Consider the following 23,808-nt stretch of genomic DNA (forward strand, 5'->3'; position numbering starts at 1 on the left):
CCAGCGTTGAGGAGATTACCCTATCACAGGATTTAATGAATGAACCCGCCATTACATTCAGCTGGGATCCGGCACAGGAACGCGCAAACAATGGTACTATAACCTACTACTTTAAGCTGGGACTGCCCGGGCTTACCAACGCCATCGATAAAATTGAATTAGATGCAGGCGTTTCGGAATACAGCATTTCGCATTTCGATTTAAATGCAATGCTTTACGGGCTTGGAGTAAACTACGGAAGCAGCACCGAGATTGAAGCCGAAATAATTGCCTCATCAGAAGGAGATTATTTTGTTAAACCTGAAATCTCAACCACTAAGGTGTTGGTAACTACTTTCGAGATCGCTCCGGTAAATCTGTATCTGGTTGGTTCTGCTAACCCAAAAGGATCGGAAATCAGTCATGGCATTAAGCTAACTGAAATTATCGAAGGCAAAGATATCGGTAATAAATATCAGTGGGAAGGAAATCTACAGATTGGAACCTTTAAATTCGTAAATTCTTTGGTTGAGGATAAAGGCTCATGGAGTATGGGAGCAAGTTCTACCGAGTTAGTGCAGAATTCAACGAACAGTAGTTCTGATATGGAATTTACCGTAACCAAGTCTGGTTTGTACTCCATTATTTTAAACAAAGCGGATAACGAAATCATTTTTGGTTATAAAGGATTTAGTCATGTTTGGGCCGTAGGTACCGGAATTGGTGTTGCATGGAATATGCCATCTTCAACCGAGTTTAGCTGGGATCCAAGAAATCCAAGCATTTTCACTCTTGAGTGTACTATGCAGGCCAACAATGATTTCAAACTGCCGTACAACGATCAAAGTGCAGGTTGGGGATGTCCTTTCCTTCGCCCTATAGTTGCCAACGCAAATATATGGGACGATAATCGTATTCAGGCGACGCCTGCCGGTTATGGCGACGACCTAAAATGGTGGGTTACAGAAGAACAAGCCGGCCCCGCCATTGTAACAATCGATGCACTGAACGAAACAATTACGCTCGAGAAACGGTAGATAAAATCTATTCTTCTCCCTTGCTTCAAGTGAGCAAGAAACATTCATATAAGTTAAATATCGAAGGAAGTACTTTAAGTACTTCTTTCGATTTAATTATACCTAACAAACCTATAACCTAAGATTTCATGAAACCTCAGCAATTACTATTTTCAATAGCAATTCTTTTTTGGCTGTCCATATTTTCTATCGAAGTAAAAGGTATGGCTCACAATTCTCCTGTAATTACCGTTGCAGCAGATAACACACATGATTATCATCTGCAAACCGCCAACCCGGATGCAGCAAACAGTAGCGAGAACACCTCATCCACCACAATTAGTTCCGGTAGTACATATAAAATTACTTCAAAGGCATCGGGAAAAGTACTTGATGTGCTTAATTCCGAAATGGCCGATAACGCCAATGTTTGTATTTGGACAGATACAGATTCTGATGCACAGAGATGGCGGTTAACTGCTGTAAGCGACAATCAATTCACCCTTACCAACGTAGCAAGTGGTAAATTACTTCACATGGAAGGAACTACCCCGGAGAACCAGCTAAACGTAGATCAATATGCAAATACAAACAATGCTACAGTTTGGTGGCAGATTGATGAAAATACAGATGGCACTTTTTCGATAAAATGCGCATCGGACTCAAATTTTGCGCTGTCTGTTGCAGGAACAGAAACCATCGATGGTTCAAATGTTGAATTAAAGGAATCAGCCGGAGGAGATGGAGAAAGTTGGCTTTTTGAGCTACAGGAAAATAGCCAGGCAGCGCCAACACTTGAAATTGCAGACAAGATTTTTGCTGCGTGGAAAGAAAAATATTACGATTCGCGGACAGGGGATGAAATAATTCCCAATGAAGGTTTTTGGGGAGTGGCTGAAATGATGGAGATAGTTGTTGATGCCTATGAAGTGACTGGAAACCTAAAATATGCGAACATGTTTAGCGAGATGTATAATCAGGTTCTTACAAAATATGGCCACGACTGGATGTGGAATGACTTTAACGACGACATTACCTGGATGGTTTTAGCTTGCGTGCGGGCAGGAATAATTTTAAATAACCAAACCTACATAAACAAAGCAAAAGACCAGTTCGATAAAATGTATGATCGTGCCATTCATGCCAACGGTAGCTGGCTGACATGGAAAATGGGCGTACCCGGAACCAATTCGTGTATAAATGGTCCGGCGATGGTTGCCTGCTGCTATTTAGCCAAAGCAACAAACAACAATGATTATTATACAAAGGCGGTTAAATTATATAATTGGTCGAAAAACAACTTATTTGTACCCGAAACAGGGGAAGTGTACGACAGCTATAATTCCAATGGCGACGGTGCAACAAATTACTGGAGTTCTACTTATAATCAAGGAACTTACCTTGGAGCATCGGTTATGCTTTACAATTATACAAAAGACCCAACTTACTTAAAATTTGCCGATCGGATAGCCAGGTATACAAAAGAAAACATGTTTCATTCAAGCGTGATCTGGTACGAAGAAGGCCCCGACTTAGATGGATTTAAAGGAATTTTAATGCGTTATGCGCGTAAATATGTGGTTGACTGTAATCGTCCAAATTTTATTCCGTGGCTACAACTAAATGCTAAGGTGGCTTATAACAACCGAAACTCTGAAAATATTATCTCTACAATATGGAGTAAAAGAGCCGAAGAAACGCTGGAATATCGGGGTTTTAATGCTTCTACAGCTGTATCATTAATGATAAACTGCCCGGTTAAAGCTTCAACGGTTAAAGATGCCTATTCAAAAATAGAGTCGGAGGATTTTGATTACCTGAAAGGTGTTATGGCTGTTCAATCTACACCTGATGATGAGACTTCCAGCTTAGGAGGAATTCAGAACGAATATCATACAGCTTATTACAATGTCGATTTCGGAACCACCGGAGCAATATCTGCTGAGTTCAGAATCTCCAGCCTTGCTGCAGGAAATAGTATTGAAATAAGGTTAGGCGCGCCAAACGGAGAGTTGATAGGAACTGCCACAACTGATAATACTGGTAGTTGGTCAGATTATACAACAATTACTTGTCCTGTTGAGAATGTGAAAGGCCTGCAAAATATTTACCTGGTATATAAAGGAACGGGATACATTTGCAACATTAATAATTTCAAATTTATTGAAGCAGAATCACCTGTTTCTGACACAAACGGATTGATTGGCCAATACTTTAACGGGATGAATTTTGAAACAATGCTTCTCGAACGAGTTGACCCGAATGTCAACTTTAATTGGGAAGAACTATATCCTGCTGCAGAAGTTCCTGCCGATTATTTTTCAGTAAGATGGACCGGAAAAATAGAACCATTATATTCAGGTGAATATACTTTTTACATTACATCGGATAATGGACGTAGGGTTTGGATAAACAACGAATTAATTATTGACAAGTGGCTAAATGACTACGATGTTACATACTCCGGTAAGATAACTCTTAGTGCTGGTCAGCGCTACGATATTAAGGTAGAGTTTTTCGATGATATTGGTGGAGCAAACGTTGTACTCGAATGGGAAAGTTCCCGGCAGCAAAGAGAAGTAGTTCCAAACTCTCAACTGTTTTTACACGATAAAAACCCGCTTACAGCCATTTCTGATTTAATCGAAGAGGCTGAAGATGATATTCTGGTGTTCCCGAATCCGGCAACATCTTTCATTAAAATCAAACCAAACAATCAAGAGATCATAAGAACTACAATTATTGATGTAAAAGGTCAGACGATTTACAGCAACAACAAAAAATACGACGATCTTCTTACAATAGATATAGGCGACTTACCTTCTGGCTTGTATCTCATCTCCTTTGTTACCAAAACAGACAATAGGATTGTAAGAAAATTCATAAAATAAACTTTACAAACATTTCTGATTCTCTTTTATTCGGCATTAAATAATGCTGAAACGAAAGGTTTCTGCTAAACAACTAAATTAAAAATTATGAGATCCTACCTTTTTGCAATCCCCATGATATTCCTTTTTCTAACAGCGTGTTCAAACGGAAACGATTTGAATATAGATGATGAACCCTCAGATGAGAATAAAAACACAACCTATAATAATCCGGTTGTACCGACAAGTCTACCCGATCCCACCATTATAAAGGCTGCCGACGGCTATTTTTATCTGTATGCAACCGAAGATGTTCACAACACCCCCATACTCCGGTCGGACAATTTAACCGACTGGAAGCTTCTGGGAACTGCCTTCACCAACGAAACCCGGCCTAACTGGGAACCCAACGGTGGAATCTGGGCTCCGGACATTAATTACATTAACGGGAAGTATGTTTTGTATTATTCTCTGTCGGTTTGGGGAGGTGGATCTACTTGCGGAATAGGGGTTGCAACAGCCACAAAACCAGAAGGGCCTTTTACGGATCATGGGAAACTGTTTCGAAGCAACGAGATAGGAGTGCACAACTCTATCGATCCTTTTTACATAGAAGAAGATGGAAAAAAATACTTGTTCTGGGGAAGTTTCTTTGGAATTTATAGCCAGGAACTTAACGATGACGGACTGAGTATAAAACCCGCGACAACAAGACAAGTGGCGGGAACGGCTTTTGAGGCAAGCTACATCCATAAAAGAGGAAACTATTATTACCTCTTTGCATCTGTCGGCTCATGCTGCGAAGGTGCCAACAGCAGCTACAGAACCGTTGTAGGGCGTTCGGAAAATCTGTTTGGCCCGTATGTAAACAAAAATGGAGAGCCGATGCTGGAAAACCATTATGAAGTTCTTATAAAAGGAAACGATAAGTTTGTGGGAACCGGGCACAACTCCGAGATTGTTACCGACGACAAAGGAAGCGACTGGATTTTCTACCATTCATACCTACGACAAAATCCTAACAGAGGTCGTGTATTAGTAATGGATCAGGTTCATTGGGTTAATGGCTGGCCGGAAATCACCGGGCAGTCTCCATCATCTGAAAATTCACTACCGGTTTTTGAATAGACATTTCATAGTATCAAATTGTCTGTAAAACAAAACATTCATGATACCCGGAAATCACCAACAGGAATGAAAGTTAAGTCTGTTAACAGCATTTCATAAAAAAAGTCAGATTACAAGGCGCATACAGCGATTGTGCGTTGAACAGCTTACTGATTGCGCCTTTAAATTACCGCACATCAACCCTGGGTTTCACCGAGGTTAGTCACATTTTATTCCTTCGTGATGTTGAACTGAATTACAAAGATAAGACGAGTTTACTGAGCTGCAATGTCGCAATTGCAAGTTTTTATGACGCTGGAAGCGTCTAATGTGAATAACCCGGTGCGTAGCGCCGGGATGAAATGACCAAAGGGAAATCGTCCGGTGAAGAAAGCAGATCGAAGCCAGATGGTTCTTCCGGACGAAACTCAAACGGCAATACACATAAATGATGGGGACTTTCAGAAAAAAAAGGAGTTTAACGTTTTTGCAACGTTAAACTCCAAAACAAATAAAAGACTATTCGCAAACTGAATTTGTCCCAATTCTATTTTTCGTTTAAAGCATCGATAACTTTCTGATTTATCTCATGCAAACGGGCTTCATCCAGTTTAATCACCTTTCTGTCATAAGTCATCAAACCGTTTATTTCACCTTCAACATCGGTTGTTTGTGTATAAACTGCTGCGGTAAAACCTGTTTTTATTAGTTCTATAAGATGCTCAGCATACTCGATATACTTATCAGTAACTTCTTTCGAGTTTTTAAACTGAACATAGCCCCAGTTTTTGTCGGTTGCCCAAAGGTGGTCTTCCAATGCCAGGCCAATTCCTCCGTATTCGCCTAAAACATTAGCGCGGTTACCATCTACTAAATACATGTCGGGTCCGGGATAATTATGCAAGTCGAGTATATCGCCAACCTGATAGTGGTTACCACCACTTGCCGGGTTTACCACGCGGCTTGGATCGTGTGCTTTTGTCCACTCCACAATCTCTTCGGTTTTAAACTGCCCCCAGGCTTCGTTAAACGGTACCCAGCATACAATCGACGGATTTGACATGCGCTCGTTCATGATTTCTTTCCACTCGTGGCGGAAATTGGCTTCCGATTCTGCTGATCTCACCAATTCAGCACCATCAAAATATTTGCGATTTTGCCAGCGTGGAGAATGATCGCCGTTAGGCATATCCTGCCAAACCAAAATTCCCATTTCATCGCAATGTGTGTACCAGCGTGCAGGCTCAACTTTTACGTGTTTACGAATCATGTTGAAGCCAAAATCTTTGGTTTTTTCGATGTCGTATTTCAATGCTTCATCAGTTGGAGCAGTGTACAAACCATCGGGCCACCAGCCCTGATCGAGCGGGCCAAACTGGAAATAATCTTTGTTATTTAGTTGTAGACGTACAATCCCGTTTTTATCGCGCTTTGTCGAAACTTTTCGCATGGCGGTGTAGCTGTCAACAGCGTCAACGGTTTTACCATTGCTAATGAGTTTTACTTCCAGATCGTACAGAAATGGCGATTCAGGGCTCCACAGTTTTGCATCAGCAACGCTTAATTCTACCGGCTCGCCAACAACTGTTTTCAGGCTTGAAACAACCTTGTCTCCATCTTTTAATATTACTTCATAAAAATCGCCATAAACAGTTCCACCGGTCGACACATCTACTTTTAAGCTTCCGTTGTCGATATTCGGAATAGCTACAACATCGGTGATGTGTTTTTCGTTTACCGGTTCTAACCAAACCGTTTGCCAGATTCCGGTAACCGGAGTGTACCAGATTCCTTCAGGTCGGCTCACTTGTTTCCCTCGTGGTTGATAACCTTTGTCTGACGGATCCCATACTTTTACCACCAGGTTCTGTTCTCCCGACTTGTTGAGAAATGGAGTTACATCGAACGTAAAAGCATCGTAACCACCCTTGTGTGAACCTACTTTAATGTCGTTTACCCAAACATCTGCTTTCCAGTCTACAGCTCCAAAATGCAGCAGTATCTTTTTACCTTTCCACGCAGAAGGCACTTCAAAAGTACGTTGATACCACAGTTCCTTGTTTTCGCCAACAGTTTTCTGAACACCAGAAAGACTTGATTCAACAGCAAAAGGAACCAAAATCTCGCCATCAAAATTTGCGGGTTGCATTTGTCCGGCGTCTGTAATGGCATAATTCCATAAACCATTCAGGTTTTGCCAGTCGGCTCGCTCCATAATGGGTCGCGGATATTCCGGCAACACATTATTTACATCAATTTTTTCGGCCCATGGGGTTTTAATTTTGTCGCCCGCCGGCTTCCATTGGGCAACACTCGTTAATGCGCTAAGCGCAAAAATCAGAACAATAAATCTTTGTTTCATTTTAAAATATTAGTTGGTTTAAAAATTTATTTTAAATAGGGTCCGCTTTCATTCCAGCCGACCTCCGTTTTTGATATAAACCAGGTATTTCCCTTGTCATTATTTCCCTGAAAGAACAGATAAGTCCGGCCATCAGAATCTTCAAAAATATGCGGATGCCCCGACTCACTTGAATTCCAGGTTCCCGGATCACCATTGGTCAGGAAAGGTTTATTCGATAATTTTTCCCAATTCAGCCCGTCACGGCTTTTTGCAACTCCAACCTGCTGAGGTTTGTTGTTGTATGCTCCGGCATAAAACATATACAACCATTCGCCTTTCTGAATTACAGATGCACCTTCTGTACACATTCCTTCCCACGGAAATTCCGGAGCCAGTATTGGTTTGTCGCACTTCTGGGTCCAGCTTTCACGTTTGAAACCACCATTAAGCGGAGAAACTGCCACACCCATCATCTGTACTTGCATATCGGGATCGCGCGTGGCGAAATAGAGATAATATTGATTATTGAATGAATAAACTTCAGCATCAATGGCACGGCCACTGGTCCATTCTCCCGTTGGATGGAAAATGGGATTTGTTGTATTTCGTGTAAAATAAATACCGTCGGTAGACCAGGCATGACAAATTGCATCATTTCTCCAGTTGCCGTAAGTTTGGTAGAAAATATGAACGGTATCGTTTACTACCAGTGCACATGGTGCGCATATTCCTTTTGCCTCCAATTCTCCTGATGGTGGCACACTGGCAATTTTTTCCCAGTTAACAAGGTCTGTACTTTCAGCAATTCCTATTTCCCAGCCCTGCATCCCATCATCTCCGCCTTCTGAAGGCGGAGCACTTGTGTACATTAAATACCTTCCATCGAAACGGATCACATGTGGATCTTTCGAAAAGGGTTTTCCCGCACGGGAAGTGTCTCCATAATACATCTCAGGCTGTGCCAGAAGAGCCAGGGTATTCAAGAGAATAATTACAGTAAACGGAATTTTGTATTTCATAGTAATAGTAGTTTAATTATTAATTCTACAATACATGGTCAAATCCTTTTTTACTCTTAATCAGAATCAGGCCAAGACAAAGAACGGGTCATTTTCTCATTGGTTTAAGTTATGATTTTTCAGATTCTATTTTATTGGCCGGGCCTGCACTCCTTCGAAGGTAATTTTTACCGGTTTGATAAATCCCTCGTCATCAAAGTACATTCTGTCGATACAGGTTTCACGATGATTCCCATCGGTTTCACCCAGTGGTCGGCGATGGTAAACGATGTAATATTCGTCGGTATTCGGCACATGAATTACCGAGTGGTGTCCGGCGCCTGTAGCAACATCCGGATCCTGTTTCAGAATCTTTCCAACACGTTCAAAAGGCCCAAATGGCGAGTCGGCGATAGCGTAAGCTACACTGTAATCCGGCCCGGTCCAGCCACCTTCGCTCCACATAAAATAATATTTCCCCTTACGGATAAACATAAACGGACCTTCCACATAACCTTCGGGCGTAACTTCTTTGAAAGTTTCACCATCTTCAAAAGGAACAAAACCGGTAAAATCGTCCTTTAGCTTAGCAATGTTACAATGCCGCCAGCCACCATAAAACATGTAATACTGGCCGTCTTTATCGTGAAAAACAAACTGATCGATAGGCTGAGCGCCGTTATAAAATTTATCGATTAACGGTTTGCCCAGGTAATCTTTAAATGGTCCTCCCGGAGTATCGGCAACACCAATTCCAATTCCACCTTCTTCCTCATCGCTCTGAATATCGTTGGCAGCAAAAAACAGGAAATACTTTCCGTCTTTTTCAATAATGGCCGGTGCCCACATGGCACGCCACGCCCATTGTACTTCTGTAGTATCGATAATTCGCTCATGCTTTTCCCAGGTCACCAGGTCTTTTGACGAGAAAGCATCCATAAAAACCTGATCGTTGTAGGGTGCCGAATAGGTTGGGTAAATCCAGTATTCATCGCCGAACACAATTCCTTCGGGATCGGCATACCAGCCTTCAAAAACCGGGTTATGATTGTTGCCTGTTCTTTTTTGAGCTGTACTGTTCAGAAACAATACTAAAAAACAGGAAATAAGTAATAAACTTGAAATTTTACGAATTGTCATCATATCAATTATTAATAGTTGTATTTAATTTCTAATGCTGAAAATCGGAAAGAGCTTTTGTCCTTTCCACGGCTGACAAAGCCAACTCGTGGAGCAAATCCCCACTGTGTCAAAAATGTTCCGTCAACTTGTTGTTCATTGTTAACCGCAACAGGAATCCAGTCTTCGCCATTTTCCGACCAGAAAAACTGAAAATAACGCCCCGATACAGCTTCGTATTTTAGGAACACTGATGCAGGATTATTCAGTTTCTCCTCGGCAAGAATCTGCTCTTCGCCCTTGTTTATTTGATAAAGCACCAATTTCGAGTTTTCCACGGCCAGACTCAATACATGGCCCTGATTGCTGTAGATGCCTATTCCGCTGAGCTCTTCTGTGGGAATAACTTCTGACGTTAAACTGTAATTTCCGGTTTCAGGACGTAATCCCAAAAATGCTGGTCCGCTTTCCTGAGTGCTGATTACCAACTCGCCGGCATCAATTTTCGAATCGAATTTCACCCCTTTTACATCCCACGCAAAGCCGGATAAATTTTTATCGGTTGAAAAATCATCCGTAAAAACAGAATCCACTTTTTGAATGGTGTTCTCAAACGGAACCAGAGCCATTTCAGATGGCATACCACCTTTAAAATAAGGCCAACCTGTTTCCTCATTCCATAACATTTCATCCAGCATTACCTGCCTTCCAATAAATTCAAAATCGGTGGCATTGTACGAATGATACATATAAAAATATCTTCCGTCGGGTGTTTCGACCAAAGTTCCGTGACCGGTACATCGCCAGGTTTCTCCGCCCTGCAAAATAGGTTCCGACAGTTGTTCCCAACCTTCTTTCAGATTTTTGGAACGAGCTACCAGTACATGATAATCGCAACGGTTATCGCAACAACCTCCGGCCGAATTAAGCATATAATAATACCCGTTTCGTTTTATCAAACATTGTCCTTCATGTCCCGAGCCTTGCCAACCTTTTGATTGATCGGTGAGGGAAAAATGTTCACCGACTAAACTCAAACCGTCATCACTTAGTTCCGAAGCTAAAATCTGAATCTCGCGGTCGGGTGTCAGTCCGTATGCTTTCCAGGTAATGTATAATTTTCCATCGTCATCTTTAAAAATAAAAGCATCAATGGCTTCGTCGCCCCATTCAATTATAATCCCCTGATCGGTAAACCCTTCGTGAATATCTGTTGTAGTTGCCACACCGATACAGGCAATTCCGGTATCCTTTCGTTTGGTGGTGTAATACACGAAAAATGTACCGTTGTGATAGTAAAGTTCGGGTGCCCAGAAATCTTCCGACGCCCATGCGGGCGGCTCATTAAAAACGGCTCCGATACTTGTCCAGTTGATTAAATCGGTTGATTCGAACAAGGGATATACCGGAGCAAAATCGTTGGTGGTGCCAACGGCATAATACTTGTCTCCTACCCTAATAACCGACGGATCGGGCAAATCTCCCTTAATCACCGGATTTTTATAATATACCTGCTCCTTTTCTTTTTGCAGCGAGGCACAGGAAAATAATACGGCAGCAACTGCCAAAATTAAAATATGTTTTATCATCAGTGTTTATTCTAAACTATTCATTGTAATCGAGCCAAACTTTCATTCTTCCTGCTTCGCGGTTGTCCCAGGCAAAATACGGGATCAGCGTAAAATTCTCTTCACCGGTTCTTCCCTGAATTTCAACCATACCATCCAAAATACCTGAAGCATAAGCGGTTTGAAAAGTACTGGCATCCGTCAATTGAAGATCGTTCCAGTTTTTATTGGCCTGATCGTTTTCTTCCACACAATAAACCAAAGGGCCACGCTGAATGGCACGTTTTCCAACATTTGCTGTTACCCGCGGATCGGCAGCTACAACTTCAACCGGCATGTCGAGATTCAGTTCTACTTTATCTCCCTTTTTCCAACTTCTTTCCAAAGCAACATAACCGTTCTCTTGTTTGGCGGCATTTTGCTTTTGGCCATTTACTGAAAGGGAAAAACTTTTACACCAGCCCGGAATCCGAAGATTTACAGGAAATTTAGTTTCCATTTCAGGCTGAATTTCCAATTCGATCTTACCATTCCAGGGATAATTGGTGTTTTGCATAAGCTCCAGTTTTGTATGCTTAACATCCATGGTTGCCGTGCTGCCCACATACAAATTCACAAATACTCCCTTTGCCCCGGAAACGGCATATATATACCCACCAACGGAAGGTAAAAACCTTGACACATTGCTTGGGCAACAGGCGCAGCCAAACCACTGCTGGCGATGATGATGACCTTCCGATTCTAACGGATTCACGTAAAAGAAACGATCTCCTTCAAGCGAAATGCCGGCCAATACACCATTATACATCGATCGTTCCATTACATCGATGTATTTGGCGTCCTTCGAAAACAGGTTCATGCGGTTGTTCCACATAACCATTCCGATTGACGCGCAGGTTTCGCAGTAAGCTTCTTTGTTCGGAAGATCATAATCGTTTGAAAATCCTTCGTTATCGCCTGAGCTGCCAATTCCACCCGTAATGTACATATTTCGTTCAACCACATCTTCCCAAACACGTTCGAGTGCGGCAGTGTATTCCGGTAAATCTTTTTCAGCTGCCACATCGGCCATTCCTGAAAACAGGTACATGGCACGCACAGCGTGTCCTTTTATATCCGAAATTTCAGCAACCGGCACATCGTCCTGGCAATAAGCCGGCCCCCAGTGTTCCTTATTCCAAATTTCACCCTTACCGTGACCATGCCCTCTTTCTTCGAGTAACCAGTACGAAAGATCGAGGTATTTTTTATCTCCGGTTTCGTGATAAAGTTTAACCAATGCCAGCTCTATTTCCTCGTGCCCGGCCACCCAGTGTTTTTTCCCGGGGCCAAATTCAGTTGCCAGATGATCGGCAAATTTTACAGCTACATCAAGAAAACTGTTTTTTCCGGTTGCTTTATGGTGAGCAACTGCTGCTTCAATCATGTGACCGCCGCAATACATCTCGTGCTTTTCCATATCCGTCCAACTGTCCTCCTGATGGTTCAGTGTATAAAATGTATTCAAATACCCATCACCTTGCTGTGCTTTGGCAATATATCCAATCCATCTGTCGAGCAAAGCTTCGTTCTCCGGATTTGGATTATTAATCAGCGAATAAGCTATACCTTCCATCGCTTTATAAACATCAGAATCGTCGAAATAAATCCCCTCGTGTCCGCCCTGCATTAATCCGGCAGCCTTTATAAAATTATTGATGCGTTCGGTTGAATCCTGAGTTTGCGCGATACAAGTTTCGAGTGTCGCATGAGCATGCGCCTGCAAACGAGAACTCCAAAACTGATCGGTGATTTTAACCTGGTTAAAAGGCACCGGCTGCGCACTATATTTGAGAGCAGTTTCCTTACAGGCTGAAAATACAACGATCAGTGAAAGAACTGTTATTTTCCAAAAGCTCTTCATCAATTATTTCTATTTTGTTGTTGGTCCGTGAACAACTAATTTTCCATCGGCAGTAATTTCCATCGGATCGATAAAAACAACCCGTTCGTCGCCAGTTTCCGATGTTCTTCCGTGGTAAACACAAAGCATTGTTTTTCCATCAGGCGCTACCGTTACCGAGTTGTGTCCGGTTCCGGTTACAATACCACCCTGCTCAACATTTTTTTGCAAAACCGGGTTGTTATCGGCTTTTTGGAAAGGCCCCAGTGGCGAATCGGAAGTGGCATAACCCACTGCGTAATTTTTACCGCCAAAATAGTTGGCCGAATACATAATATAGTAGGTATCTTCATTTTTAAACAAGTACGATCCTTCGGTCCAACGGCGGTTTACCTCGCCCGATGTTACCGAACGGCTTTCCCATTCGGCTTGCTGATCGTCCATTTTTAACGGCGGACGCAACAATAGTTTTGGTTCGCCAATAATTCCCGAAAAATCGGGATTCAGTTCAACGCCGTAAACCCAGCTTTCCTCAATCTCGTCAAACATTCCTTTTTCGCGTGCCCAGTCGGCCACTTCGCTTTCAACAGGATTTTTATAGCAACAACGCGAATAATACAGGTAAACTTTATCGTTTTCGAACCAAAGATTACCATCGATTACCGGGTAGCCCGGATCAAATATCGGACGATCAAATAAATCGGTATATGGTCCGGTTGGATTATCGGCCACCGCCACACCAATTCGGAAATTTTCTAATTCGTTGGTAGGATTTTCGCGCCAGTCGGCACTAAACAGCAGGTAAAATTTGCCGTCTTTTTCGTACAACTCAGGAGCCCAAAAATTGGCAATATTCCACGAGTCGGAAGTATTTCCCTGGTATATACGGCCTTCATCTTTCCACGATTTTAAATCGGCAGAAGAATACATTTTAAAACCGTCTTTTACTCCGCCCGTTCCAATCATATAGTAGATTCCATCTGATGCTTTAAAAATGTATGGATCTCCAAATTCAACGGGTAAAGGATTCTCGATTTTAAGTTGCGCTTTCTCCGACTGACAAGCAGTAAAAAATGTCGTTAGCAGGAATAACAAAATAAGAGAAAAGTTGTGAAAACGATTCTGTTTCATGATAGGTATGTGGTTTTAAGTTAAAAATTTCCACCATTCAAACTTCCATTGAATGAACCCGGTTTCGTGGTTTACGATCTTCTTTCTTCGGGCTACTGCAACTGAAAGGTTGTTAGTTTTAGTATACATTACGAAAATAATCAAATTCAGGCCATTGGCAATAATTACCTGCCCGAAACCGGATTCTTCCCTGATGGATTTTTGGCTTTGGGCAGGTAAAAGTATTCCCTTTTTGAATCGATTAATTTTCTAAATTCTTATTGAGTATCCGCTACACTAAAGCGGTAAATACTGGCTGTGGAATAAGTTTCTCCCGGATTTAAAATAATTGACGGGAAAGCAGGCTGATTTGGTGAATCAGGAAAATGTTGTGTTTCCAAAGCGAACGACTCACGAAAATCAAAGGTCTTTCCGTATTTTCCGGTATCTGCTCCATCCATAAAGTTTCCGCCGTAAAATTGAATGCCAGGCTCTTTCGTAAATATCTCCATCTTTCTTCCGCTTGCCGGCTCAACAACGGTTGCTGCCCACGACATTTCGCCATCAACAGTTTTATTCAGTGCAAAATTATGGTCGTAGCCTAAACCGTTTTGGAACTGTTCGTTTTCGCTTTGCAATGCCAAATCAGCACCAATTGCTTTTGCTTTTCTGAAATCGAATGGTGTTCCTTCGACAGGCACGTTCTCACCAAATGGAATTAATGTTGAATCTACGGCCGTAAACTTATCGGCATTGATGGTCAACAGGTGATCATTGATCGTTCCGTTGGCTTCACCTTTCAGGTTAAAAAAGGCATGATTGGTTAAATTCACCGGTGTACTTTTATCGGTTGTGGCTTTGTAGGCCATTTTAACCTCATTCTGCGGTGTAAGCGTATAAGTTACTTCTGTATTCAGATTTCCGGGATAGCCCATTTCGCCGTCTTTCGATAAATAGCTGAGAACAATTGAGGTGTCGTTTACTGCTTTTACATCCCAAATTACATTGTGAAATCCTTCAGGACCACCGTGTAAATGATTAGGATCGTTATTAATTGGCAAGGTATACTCTACATCATTCAACAAGAATTTACCTTTTGCAATACGGTTTCCAACACGACCGATTAATGCTCCGTGAAATACTTCTTTGGCGTTAAGGTAAGCATCGATTGACGGGAATCCGAGAACCACATCAGCCATTTCTCCGTTTTTTCCGGGCACAAGCAAACTAACAATACGACCACCATAATTGGTTACAGCCATGGTGATATCTCCGTTTTTCAACTCGTACAAACCGGTTTCTTTACCACCGATTGTATCTTTAAAATCAGCTTCTTTAAGACTTCCGCAGATCAATTGCTCTGCAGGTTTTTGGTTACAGGCAACAGCAAGTGTTGCCAAAACAAGTGCAATAAATAGGTTTCTTGATTTCATTTTATTTGTTTATCTAATTTTGTTCTATTTCTACTTCTCCCGATGGACGCTGCAGCGGTTTGCCAGCCTTAACAGCTTCGCCAAAATCAGGTGTTCCGTCGGCATTCCATGTAAAAGGCTGCATCCGCACATCGCGATCCCACCCGGGTTCTGTTGTTTTTTTCGAGTGGTAAATAATCCAGTCTTCAGTGCCATCAGGCGACTTAACAAACGAAACATGCCCCACTCCGTGAACTGAATCATTTCCTTCGAATACCGGACCGGTTTTAACCCAGCTTTCAGGATCAAGCGGATCGGCGCCAGAATCTTTTAGCTGTAACATTCCCTGACGGTATTCTTTCAGCCACGATTCGCGACAGGAATAAATGATAAATATCTGATCATCATGTTTTAAAACCTGAGGCCCTTCGTTTAAATTCAACGGGCCACCGGTTTCCCAGCTTTCTTTGGGCGACGAAAGCAAAACACGCTTTCCTTTCAGGGTGTAAGGATTCTCCATTTCCTGAATAAAAAGGTGCTGCGGTGTGGCATCGGTGTCCCTTTGTTCCAACCATCCCGACCAAATTGCATACAATTTATCATTATGTTCCAGCACGGTCATATCAATAGCCCAAATGTTTTTTGAGCTATCCTCAGGATTGTCTCCAGTATTCAACATCCCCATATCTTCATATTCACTATAAACATTATCGTTTACCGAGCGCAAAACCCCTGCTCGCTGATGAATAAAAGGTGGCCCTGAAACGCCTGCGGCATAATAAACATACCAATGGCCATTGATAAAATGAATTTCCGGAGCCCATACACAGTTGCTGTTCCATCCTGTTGATGGGGCTTCCCAAATGGTTTTTGCCGGTTCTCTTTTGGTCATTAATTTAGAACTGGAAACAGCAATTCCGTTGTTTCTTGAAAAACAGTAAATATAGTCCTCGCCCTGTTTTACCAGCCACGGATCGGCACCGTTCCAAACGGGATTAGTAAAAGTTGTTTCGACCGAATCTTTTGGTAAGTTTTCGCTTTTAGCGCAGGCACAAAGTGCCACCAGCAAAATTAGTGTTATAAAAATTTTAAACTGCATTTTTTATTATTTCAACGGGGAGGCCTACAAGTATGCCTCCCCGTTTTTATGATATTACTTTCTATACTGATAAATGAAATTGATTACAAACGATAGAACTCTTCCCAACCTTTACGTGGAGGCGGGCCTTGCAATAAATCGTTTGCCAGCGAACTGTTTGTGATCTGTTTGCTCTCGCGATCAAATTTCAGTGTGGTATTCAGGCGTTGCGCCAGTGTTCCCAAAACAAATACCTGGCTCAGCGGCCCGGAAACCTCAAATGGCGAGCGTGTTTTCTCTTCGCCTTTACATGCCAGTACAAAGTTTTCGAAATGACTGGATGGACTTTTGGGTACTTCCGGCAGATTCTGCATCACTTTTTCCGCTTTTTTCGATGGCAGTATCGATAAAGTACTTCCGTGCGAACCTCCTTTAAAAACCAAATCTTTGCTGTAAATGATTTTTCCCGGATTCAGTTTTCGCGTTTCAATTTGACCGGTACTTGCTGCAGGAATTCCTTCTGCCAGTTCCGATTTTCCGTAATTATCGGGCAGTTCGGGTTGGTTGTTTACCCCGTCGTACCAGCTTATTGTGAGCGCCGGCATTCCTTTTCGTTTCGGGAATTTAAAATCGAGCGTGGTAGACTGCGGGTAAAACAGCGGATTGTGTCCTTCAATTTTTACCGGATCAACCTCGTAAGGCAAGCCCAGGTCCAAAAATTCATGAACAGTATCGATGATATGAGCGCCCCAGTCGCCCAACGCTCCCATTCCGAAATCGTACCAGCAACGCCATTGTCCGTTTATAAAATCTTTGTTGTAATCGTGGTGTTGCGCTGTGCCCAACCAGGTGTCCCAATCCAGGGTTTCAGGAATTGGCTCGGCTTTCGGGAATGAAGTCATTCCGGTGTCCCAGCCATGCCATCTGCGGGCACTGTTCATGTGTGCCACTACTTTGGTTACGTCTTTTATGATGCCGGCCTCTACCCAGGTTTTAAACTGAAAATAGTTGCCTTCCGAATGGCCCTGGTTACCCATTTGAGTTACTACTCCGTACTTTTTGGCTGCCTTCATCAGCAATTCCGATTCCTGGAAAGTGCGTGTCAGTGGTTTTTCGGTATATACACCTTTACCCATCGACATGGCCAGAATGGTGATTGGGAAATGCGAAAAATCAGGTGTTCCAACAACCACCGCATCAAACGACTTCGCTGCCTTATCGAACATGACACGGAAATCCTGAAATTGTGTTGCTTTTGGATTGGCTTCAATAGAGGCCAGCGTATGTTTGGCGCCCATATCGGTATCGCACATGGCAACGTTATTTACCATTCCGGTATTCATAAACGATCTTAGAATTTGTCCTCCCCGGTTTCCGATTCCACAAAAAGCCAGGTTCAATTTATCGTTGGGCATTACACGGCCCGGTTTGCCAAATACAACATGGCTTGGAACAATAGTAACTGCTCCAATTCCGAGCATCGAATTGCGTATAAATTTTCTTCTGTTTGTTTGCATTTTTAGTCGATTTAAGATTAAAGTTATGTACTACAGTTTAGTTTAAATTAATCCAGTTCTTTAATTTTTATATTTCTGAACTGCACCTTGTCGCCATGGTCCTGCAGAAGAATATGGCCTTCTTCAAAATTTCCAAAATTTTCCCATTGCTGGTATTTGCTGTAGTTTACCAGCGCCTGCCACTGCTGGGTATTGCGTTCGTATTCAACTACTTTTATTCCATTCAGATAATGCGTTACATGATTGCCTTTTACTTCAACCCGTGCCCTGTTCCAGCTGTTTATGCCGTTAAATCGCTTCTGCTGGAGATTTGGATCATAAAACCTTCCGTTGGCCGGAATCAGATCGTAAAGGGATGCGAGTGTGCGGTTGCCCAGCACTCCTTTTTTTGCATCGGGGTGTTTTTTGTCGTCAAGGATCTGGAATTCGCATCCAATTGCCGAACCTTCTCCTTTGTTCAGGTTGCCTTGTACAAAATATTTTATTCCGCTATTGGCTCCTTCAGTCAGGTTAAAATCAACTTCCAGAACAAAGTTTTTATACATTTTTTCGGTAACGATATCGCCGCCATTTCCTGATTCAGCACCATCGGCTTTTTCAACCACCAAAGTGCCGTTTTCAATGTGCCAGCCTCGTTGCGGGAAGTTATCCAGTTTTACTCCGCGCCAGCCTTTTGTGGTTTTTCCATCCCAAAGCAATTTCCAGCCATTGCTCTTTTCTTTTTTGGTAAGCGTATTGGTTAAATAACTCACTTCCCGAACTTCTTCCGGCATTGGCATGCGGGCGCTTTCCAGGTCTTCAGTTTTAATTCGGATATTTTTCCAGCGAATGGTTTTGCCTTCCTTTTCTGTACTGTTTCCGATTGAATGTACCTGAAGTGCGATAAAACCTTCGGCAGTTAAGTCGTCAACCAGGTTGGCAACCGGCTGTCCGTTTATCCAGGTACGAATAGTATTGCCAATGGCTTCCACACGGTATTTATTCCATTCGCCGTTTTTGTATGCTTTTTTTGCCGGCTGGTTGTATTCCAGCGGGTAAAGCCAGCCGCGGCGAGCCTCATCATAAATTCCTCCCGACCAGCGTCTTTCTGAATCGTCGCACTCTACCTGGTAACCGTGTACACGACCATCTCTGTAATCTTTTAAACTGTTGCTTCGGATTTGAACGCCTGAATTCAGTCCGGCTTCCATTTTCATTTCGTATTCCAAAATAAAATCGCCGTAGTTTTTTTCAGTAGCTAAAAATGTGTTTGGAGTACCTGCTTTACTGGTGCCGATAATCTCACCATCTTCAATTTTATACCCGGCTGTTCCGTTTAATACTTTCCAGCCTTTTAATGATTTGCCATCGAATAGTTGTTTCCATTCGTTGAATGATTTGTTAGTATAAGCATTTCCTAACAAGGAAAGCACCACTAGCAAACCAGATAATACGAATACTCTCATTGGTTCTTTTTTTACAATATTCATTATATTATTTTAATTCACTAAGGTTCTGATTCTAATACATTGCCCTATTGTCCGGAGTTATTTACTACTTCTCAGGTGCCGGAAATTCGCGCATTGGACTGTAACGAATATACGAATCAAAAACTTCCTTATCCGGCCCTACAACACGCGGATCTCCTGATTTCTTCAATTCACTCATCAGCGCATCTTTCATTTCCTGTTCAATCGCCGAATATTCCGGATTCCCGGCCAGATTATTCAGGCAATACGGGTCGTTTTTTATGTCGAAAAATTCAACTTCTGCTCTTTTTGCAACCGCCAGATTAAAATAAGGTTGAATTTCGGGCTCATCGTAATGTTCCACAATGTACGATTTTGTGGGACACGCATCAATGTCGGTAAAAGCCCAGTCGGAATGGTGCTGTCCATCTTCATCAATTCCATACATCGGCAATAATTCATCCTCTGTTCCGGGTTTTATTCGCTGAGGAGCACCTGCAGGCCAGCGTTCCGGCTTAATGTTCCAGATGTAAAGAAAATCTTTGCTGCGAATCATTCTCTGCGGGTAACCCCGGTTTTCATAACGTGAAGACGAGTGTCTTTCACGCCCGGAGAATACATACTTTTTCGAAGGATCGACAATTCCCTGTTTCTTCGATTCAAGAATATTAATCATACTTTCTCCCGACATGGAAAGCATGCCTTCGGAACCGGTTTTTGAGATAGAAAGAATGGTTGGAGCAAGGTCGGCAAAACTTACAGGATCATAAACAATTCGTCTGCCCGTAAAGTTTTTTGGATACCGAATGGCCATTGGCACATGGATACCGTAATCGTACCCATTGGCTTTTGCCCTCGGAAATGGCATTCCGTTGTCGGACGTTACAATTACAATAGTATTTTCCAGTTCGCCAATTTCATCAAGATACTGGAGCATACGTTGCAAATGCAAATCAAACCATTCGATTTCAACTGCATAATCAAGCAAATCTCCCCGTATAATGCCGTTATCCGGGAAAAACTCAGGTACCCTTTTTATGTCATCCTGATTTTTGTTGTTTCGTTTCCATGAATCCTCTTCGTAGCCCCGGTGTGGCTCTTTAGCGCCATACCAGAAGAAAAATGGTTTTTCGCCCTTAACATTTTCAAGAAAGAATTTGAAATTTTCGAAGTAGTTGATGTCGCTAATTCCGTTGGCGGTTCGTTCATCGCCGGGTGTTCCTTTTTTGTATACAATATGGCTATGTTCGATACCCGCCGCATTGGTCGATCGCCAAAGTGAGTCATTTGATGAACGGGCATACTGGAATGGATCGACACCTTTCCCGGTTCTGCCGGTAGCATAACCGTTAGCTTCGAGCAAATCAACGAATGGAATGTGTTTTTTCATCCATGAAGAAGCGTGTTGCCCCGATTGCTCATTTTGCCAGTGATGCCGTCCTGTGACGATAGTACTCCGGCTTGGCGCACATCCGGGCGATCCGGCAATACAATTGCTAAAATAAACACCTTCGCTGGCTACCCGGTCAAAGCCCGGAGTATTTACAAACTTGCAACCGGCAAAGCTTGTGTGTGCAAATGATTGGTCGTCGCTGATCGCAAAAAGGATATTTGGCCTGTTATCTTTTCGGTTTGCCGATGATACAAACGAAAATAACAGAATTAATATGAATAAAACAGACTTTATTTTCTTCATGAAAATCACATTTTGACTATTGAATTATTGTCATTTCAGTACTTTTATTTTGTTCTTCCCCGCTTCAAATAGTGATATAAAACTACACTAACAGCAGGATCTGAATATTCATTTTTTTCGTTCATTAGCTCCTGACAATTTTTGAAGCGAAGCTGCCTATTTCTCCAAAAGGGCATTAACGCACCATATATATGGAGCCTGTCCATGAAAATCTCCAACAGGGCGGGGCCGGTCATAATAATATTGCTTATCGTTCTTTTTACCAGTTCCAATGCAAACTTCGGTTACGTTACCCTGTTCATCAATATACGGAACCATTGCTAACCAGGCCTGACGTGCCGCCGGACCATACTCTTCAACATCAAGCCAACCATGTTTAACGCCCATGATAAATGCGTAGGTAAACATTGCTGTTCCTGATGTTTCGGGCCAAAAATCCGGTTCATCAATGAGTTGATTCCACATACCGCCTGGGCTTTGATACGCTTTCAGGCTTTTCATCATGGCTAAATAACCTTCCATAATACGTGGACGGTCCTTGTGATTCTCGGGCAAATCATAAAGTAAATCGGCCATTCCTACTGCCATCCACCCATTTCCCCTGGCCCAGTAATAAGGCACATCAGGTGCATGATAGAAAAGTCCGTTGGGACGCTGTATTTCATCCAGATAAAGAACCATTTCATTTGCCGCCCGATCAATATATTTCGGATCACCTGTTACTTTATATGCCTGATTCTGGACCACTGTGATCATATACATATCGTCAATCCAAAAGCGGGTTTGCCACGAATATCCCTGTTCATGCCATTTGCGTTCTTCTTCATTCGCATTGGGAGGAAGAATCCACTGCGAATCAGCGTAAGGTAATCCAAGCTCGAGGTAACGTTCATCTTTGGTCATGGTATATAATCTCAAAGGCAGGCTGCCAAACATATTCTGATCGACATGAATCGGAGGAGGAAGAAGGTCTTTTTCGATATGAAACAATAATTCAAAACGCGTCCTCAGTTCCTTTACCAGATCCTGATCATTGGTAAGTTCGGCAAATTTAAGCGCTCCGTACCAGGTGCAAACTTCAGCATAATGGATACCTCGGTCGCCATAAAGCTGGTGTTTACTCTCCAGAAATCGTTTGCTTAGCTTATCTCCAACCGTTTTTGGATTTGCCATTACAGGAAAATCATCAAAATAATTTTGAGCTACGCAAATATTAGTCAGCAACAGTGCAACTGCCAGTAATAAATAAGTTGATAGTTTCATTTTTTGATAGATTTATTAAAAGTTTAGATTGGTTTCAAAGTAAAGGTTGAAAATAACAGTTATGATGTACTTTTCATAGTACAATTGTTCTTTTTTAAAGACAAATATACTTTAGACCATTGATAGGCAGCTCACCGCACATATCGACAATATATTCCAATGTATTTTCTTCTATTTCTCTAAAAGAGCATTAACACACCAAAGGTATGGAGCCTGCCCGTGATAATCTCCTTTTCTTCGTGGACGGTCGTAATAGTATTGCTTATCATTTTTTTTGTTGGTGCCAACACAAACCTCCGATACTGCCCCATTTTCATCAACATACGGAACCAGAGCCATCCAGGCTTTGCGGGCTACAGGAGCATATTTCTTTTGGTTTAACCAACCATGCTTTACTCCGGTTATTAATGCGTATGTGAACATTGCCGATCCCGATGTTTCAGGCCAACAATCCGGTTCATTAATTAACTGATTCCAGATACCGCTTTCGTTTTGGTATTTTTTCAGGCTTTTCATCATTTTTTGATAGCCTTTCATTATTGACGAATAATATTCGTGATCTTCGGGCAAATAACGAAGTAACTCAGTAACTCCTGCAGCCATCCAACCATTTCCACGGAGCCAATAATACGGAACATCTGGTGCATGATAAAATAGCCCGTTAGGACGTTGCAACTCCTCTAAATAAAGCGCCATCTCACGGGCTGCCCGATCGATATAGTTAAAATCACCGGTTACTTTGTAGGCTTGGGTTTGTACAATAGTAATCATGTACATGTCATCAATCCAGAGGCGGGTTTGCCATGTATATCCTTTATCGGCCCATTCTTTTTCTTCGGATTTTGCATTATCAGGAACCTGCCACTGGGTATCGGCATAAGGAAGACCTAATTCCAGATAACGTTTCTCACTGGTGATTTGATACATAAGCAAAGGCAAACTACCAAACATATTTAAATCAACATGATTTTTTATGGGTAGTAGCTCCTTTTCGGTTGAAAACAAAGGCTCAAAACGTTTCTGAAGCAGCCCGATTAGTTTCTCGTCATTTGTTAACGATGCAAATTTGAACGCGCCTCCCCAGTAAAATGTTTCAGGATAGCTAATCCATTTCCCGGCGTGTAAAGCATGTTTCGCATCAACAAAACGGTAAGAAATTGTTTTTCCGATTTCCTCGGGTTTGTAACCTTCAGGAAAATCAGTTAGTAGTTTTTGAGCGTGTAACAATTGAAAGGGGAAAACAAGTAATATCAAAAATATTTTAACTGACTTCATCTTGTTTTTCTGTTTTTAAATTTAGTTGGATAAATAATAGTAATTAAGTGCACCACAAGAGCCACCTTATATTTTCTGAAAGGTTTGTGACTCCGCACCAGCTCCTGGAATGCACAAAAACGGGAT

At 42.2% G+C, this 23,808-nt stretch carries 16 protein-coding genes; 3 read left to right on the forward strand and 13 right to left on the reverse strand.

Annotated features, from left to right (window positions below; genetic code table 11):
* The 3 genes from ABZB17_RS04685 to ABZB17_RS04695 form a co-directional block, all read left to right on the forward strand.
* Positions 1-1,016 (forward strand): SusE domain-containing protein (locus ABZB17_RS04685; RefSeq protein ID WP_372648329.1); only part of this gene is annotated, 1,016 nt, incomplete at its 5' end.
* Positions 1,017-1,219: 203 nt separating this feature from the next.
* Positions 1,220-3,886, forward strand: a complete 2,667-nt coding sequence (locus ABZB17_RS04690) for a glycoside hydrolase family 76 protein (protein WP_372648330.1) — start codon at positions 1,220-1,222, stop codon at positions 3,884-3,886.
* A gap of 87 nt (positions 3,887-3,973) precedes the next feature.
* Positions 3,974-4,993: a family 43 glycosylhydrolase gene (locus ABZB17_RS04695; protein WP_372648331.1), complete on the forward strand. Its 1,020-nt coding sequence runs from the start codon at positions 3,974-3,976 to the stop codon at positions 4,991-4,993.
* A 526-nt stretch (positions 4,994-5,519) separates the two neighbouring features.
* Here the strand turns inward: ABZB17_RS04695 and ABZB17_RS04700 are convergent.
* The 13 genes from ABZB17_RS04700 to ABZB17_RS04760 form a co-directional block, all read right to left on the reverse strand.
* Positions 5,520-7,334 carry a glycoside hydrolase family 2 protein gene (locus ABZB17_RS04700; RefSeq protein ID WP_372648332.1) on the reverse strand — a complete coding sequence of 605 codons (1,815 nt, stop codon included), beginning with the start codon at positions 7,332-7,334 and terminating at the stop codon, positions 5,520-5,522.
* Between the two features lie 26 nt (positions 7,335-7,360).
* Complete coding sequence (locus ABZB17_RS04705) at positions 7,361-8,335, reverse strand: glycoside hydrolase family 43 protein (protein WP_372648333.1); 975 nt, start codon at positions 8,333-8,335, stop codon at positions 7,361-7,363.
* Between the two features lie 126 nt (positions 8,336-8,461).
* The gene (locus tag ABZB17_RS04710; RefSeq protein ID WP_372648334.1) at positions 8,462-9,454 is read right to left on the reverse strand and encodes a glycoside hydrolase family 43 protein; all 993 of its coding nucleotides are present in this window, start codon (positions 9,452-9,454) and stop codon (positions 8,462-8,464) included.
* Positions 9,455-9,465: 11 nt separating this feature from the next.
* Entirely contained in the window at positions 9,466-11,022 is a 1,557-nt protein-coding gene (locus tag ABZB17_RS04715) for a family 43 glycosylhydrolase (RefSeq protein ID WP_372648335.1), read from the reverse strand.
* 16 nt (positions 11,023-11,038) lie between these two features.
* On the reverse strand, positions 11,039-12,904 hold the full coding sequence (locus tag ABZB17_RS04720; RefSeq protein ID WP_372648336.1) for a glycoside hydrolase family 127 protein: 1,866 nt from the start codon (positions 12,902-12,904) through the stop codon (positions 11,039-11,041).
* Between the two features lie 9 nt (positions 12,905-12,913).
* Positions 12,914-14,014, reverse strand: coding sequence for a glycoside hydrolase family 43 protein (locus tag ABZB17_RS04725; protein ID WP_372648337.1), 1,101 nt, complete (start codon positions 14,012-14,014; stop codon positions 12,914-12,916).
* A gap of 257 nt (positions 14,015-14,271) precedes the next feature.
* Entirely contained in the window at positions 14,272-15,426 is a 1,155-nt protein-coding gene (locus ABZB17_RS04730) for an aldose epimerase family protein (protein WP_372648338.1), read from the reverse strand.
* A 13-nt stretch (positions 15,427-15,439) separates the two neighbouring features.
* Entirely contained in the window at positions 15,440-16,504 is a 1,065-nt protein-coding gene (locus tag ABZB17_RS04735; protein ID WP_372648339.1) for a family 43 glycosylhydrolase, read from the reverse strand.
* A gap of 83 nt (positions 16,505-16,587) precedes the next feature.
* Positions 16,588-18,000, reverse strand: a complete 1,413-nt coding sequence (locus ABZB17_RS04740; RefSeq protein WP_372648340.1) for a Gfo/Idh/MocA family oxidoreductase — start codon at positions 17,998-18,000, stop codon at positions 16,588-16,590.
* 47 nt (positions 18,001-18,047) lie between these two features.
* Positions 18,048-19,445: a DUF1080 domain-containing protein gene (locus ABZB17_RS04745; RefSeq protein ID WP_372648341.1), complete on the reverse strand. Its 1,398-nt coding sequence runs from the start codon at positions 19,443-19,445 to the stop codon at positions 18,048-18,050.
* 88 nt (positions 19,446-19,533) lie between these two features.
* On the reverse strand, positions 19,534-21,144 hold the full coding sequence (locus ABZB17_RS04750; RefSeq protein ID WP_372648342.1) for a sulfatase: 1,611 nt from the start codon (positions 21,142-21,144) through the stop codon (positions 19,534-19,536).
* Positions 21,145-21,300: 156 nt separating this feature from the next.
* Positions 21,301-22,407 carry a glycoside hydrolase family 105 protein gene (locus ABZB17_RS04755; RefSeq protein ID WP_372648343.1) on the reverse strand — a complete coding sequence of 369 codons (1,107 nt, stop codon included), beginning with the start codon at positions 22,405-22,407 and terminating at the stop codon, positions 21,301-21,303.
* Positions 22,408-22,578: 171 nt separating this feature from the next.
* Positions 22,579-23,682, reverse strand: a complete 1,104-nt coding sequence (locus ABZB17_RS04760) for a glycoside hydrolase family 105 protein (protein WP_372648344.1) — start codon at positions 23,680-23,682, stop codon at positions 22,579-22,581.
* Between the last annotated feature and the right edge of the window lie 126 nt (positions 23,683-23,808).

This window comes from Draconibacterium sp. (assembly GCF_041583095.1).
In the GTDB taxonomy this organism is placed as follows: Bacteria; Bacteroidota; Bacteroidia; order Bacteroidales; family Prolixibacteraceae; genus Draconibacterium.

What these genes read in the sequence shown, in the direction of transcription:
- ABZB17_RS04750 (WP_372648342.1), bottom strand. Translation starts at nt 21,144, where the DNA reads ATGAAGAAAATAAAGTCTGTTTTATTCATATTAATTCTGTTATTTTCG.
- ABZB17_RS04755 (WP_372648343.1), bottom strand. Translation starts at nt 22,407, where the DNA reads ATGAAACTATCAACTTATTTATTACTGGCAGTTGCACTGTTGCTGACT.
- ABZB17_RS04740 (WP_372648340.1), bottom strand. Translation starts at nt 18,000, where the DNA reads ATGCAAACAAACAGAAGAAAATTTATACGCAATTCGATGCTCGGAATT.
- ABZB17_RS04725 (WP_372648337.1), bottom strand. Translation starts at nt 14,014, where the DNA reads ATGAAACAGAATCGTTTTCACAACTTTTCTCTTATTTTGTTATTCCTG.
- ABZB17_RS04720 (WP_372648336.1), bottom strand. Translation starts at nt 12,904, where the DNA reads ATGAAGAGCTTTTGGAAAATAACAGTTCTTTCACTGATCGTTGTATTT.
- ABZB17_RS04700 (WP_372648332.1), bottom strand. Translation starts at nt 7,334, where the DNA reads ATGAAACAAAGATTTATTGTTCTGATTTTTGCGCTTAGCGCATTAACG.
- ABZB17_RS04730 (WP_372648338.1), bottom strand. Translation starts at nt 15,426, where the DNA reads ATGAAATCAAGAAACCTATTTATTGCACTTGTTTTGGCAACACTTGCT.
- ABZB17_RS04745 (WP_372648341.1), bottom strand. Translation starts at nt 19,445, where the DNA reads ATGAGAGTATTCGTATTATCTGGTTTGCTAGTGGTGCTTTCCTTGTTA.
- ABZB17_RS04735 (WP_372648339.1), bottom strand. Translation starts at nt 16,504, where the DNA reads ATGCAGTTTAAAATTTTTATAACACTAATTTTGCTGGTGGCACTTTGT.
- ABZB17_RS04715 (WP_372648335.1), bottom strand. Translation starts at nt 11,022, where the DNA reads ATGATAAAACATATTTTAATTTTGGCAGTTGCTGCCGTATTATTTTCC.
- ABZB17_RS04710 (WP_372648334.1), bottom strand. Translation starts at nt 9,454, where the DNA reads ATGACAATTCGTAAAATTTCAAGTTTATTACTTATTTCCTGTTTTTTA.
- ABZB17_RS04695 (WP_372648331.1), top strand. Translation starts at nt 3,974, where the DNA reads ATGAGATCCTACCTTTTTGCAATCCCCATGATATTCCTTTTTCTAACA.
- ABZB17_RS04690 (WP_372648330.1), top strand. Translation starts at nt 1,220, where the DNA reads ATGGCTCACAATTCTCCTGTAATTACCGTTGCAGCAGATAACACACAT.
- ABZB17_RS04760 (WP_372648344.1), bottom strand. Translation starts at nt 23,682, where the DNA reads ATGAAGTCAGTTAAAATATTTTTGATATTACTTGTTTTCCCCTTTCAA.
- ABZB17_RS04705 (WP_372648333.1), bottom strand. Translation starts at nt 8,335, where the DNA reads ATGAAATACAAAATTCCGTTTACTGTAATTATTCTCTTGAATACCCTG.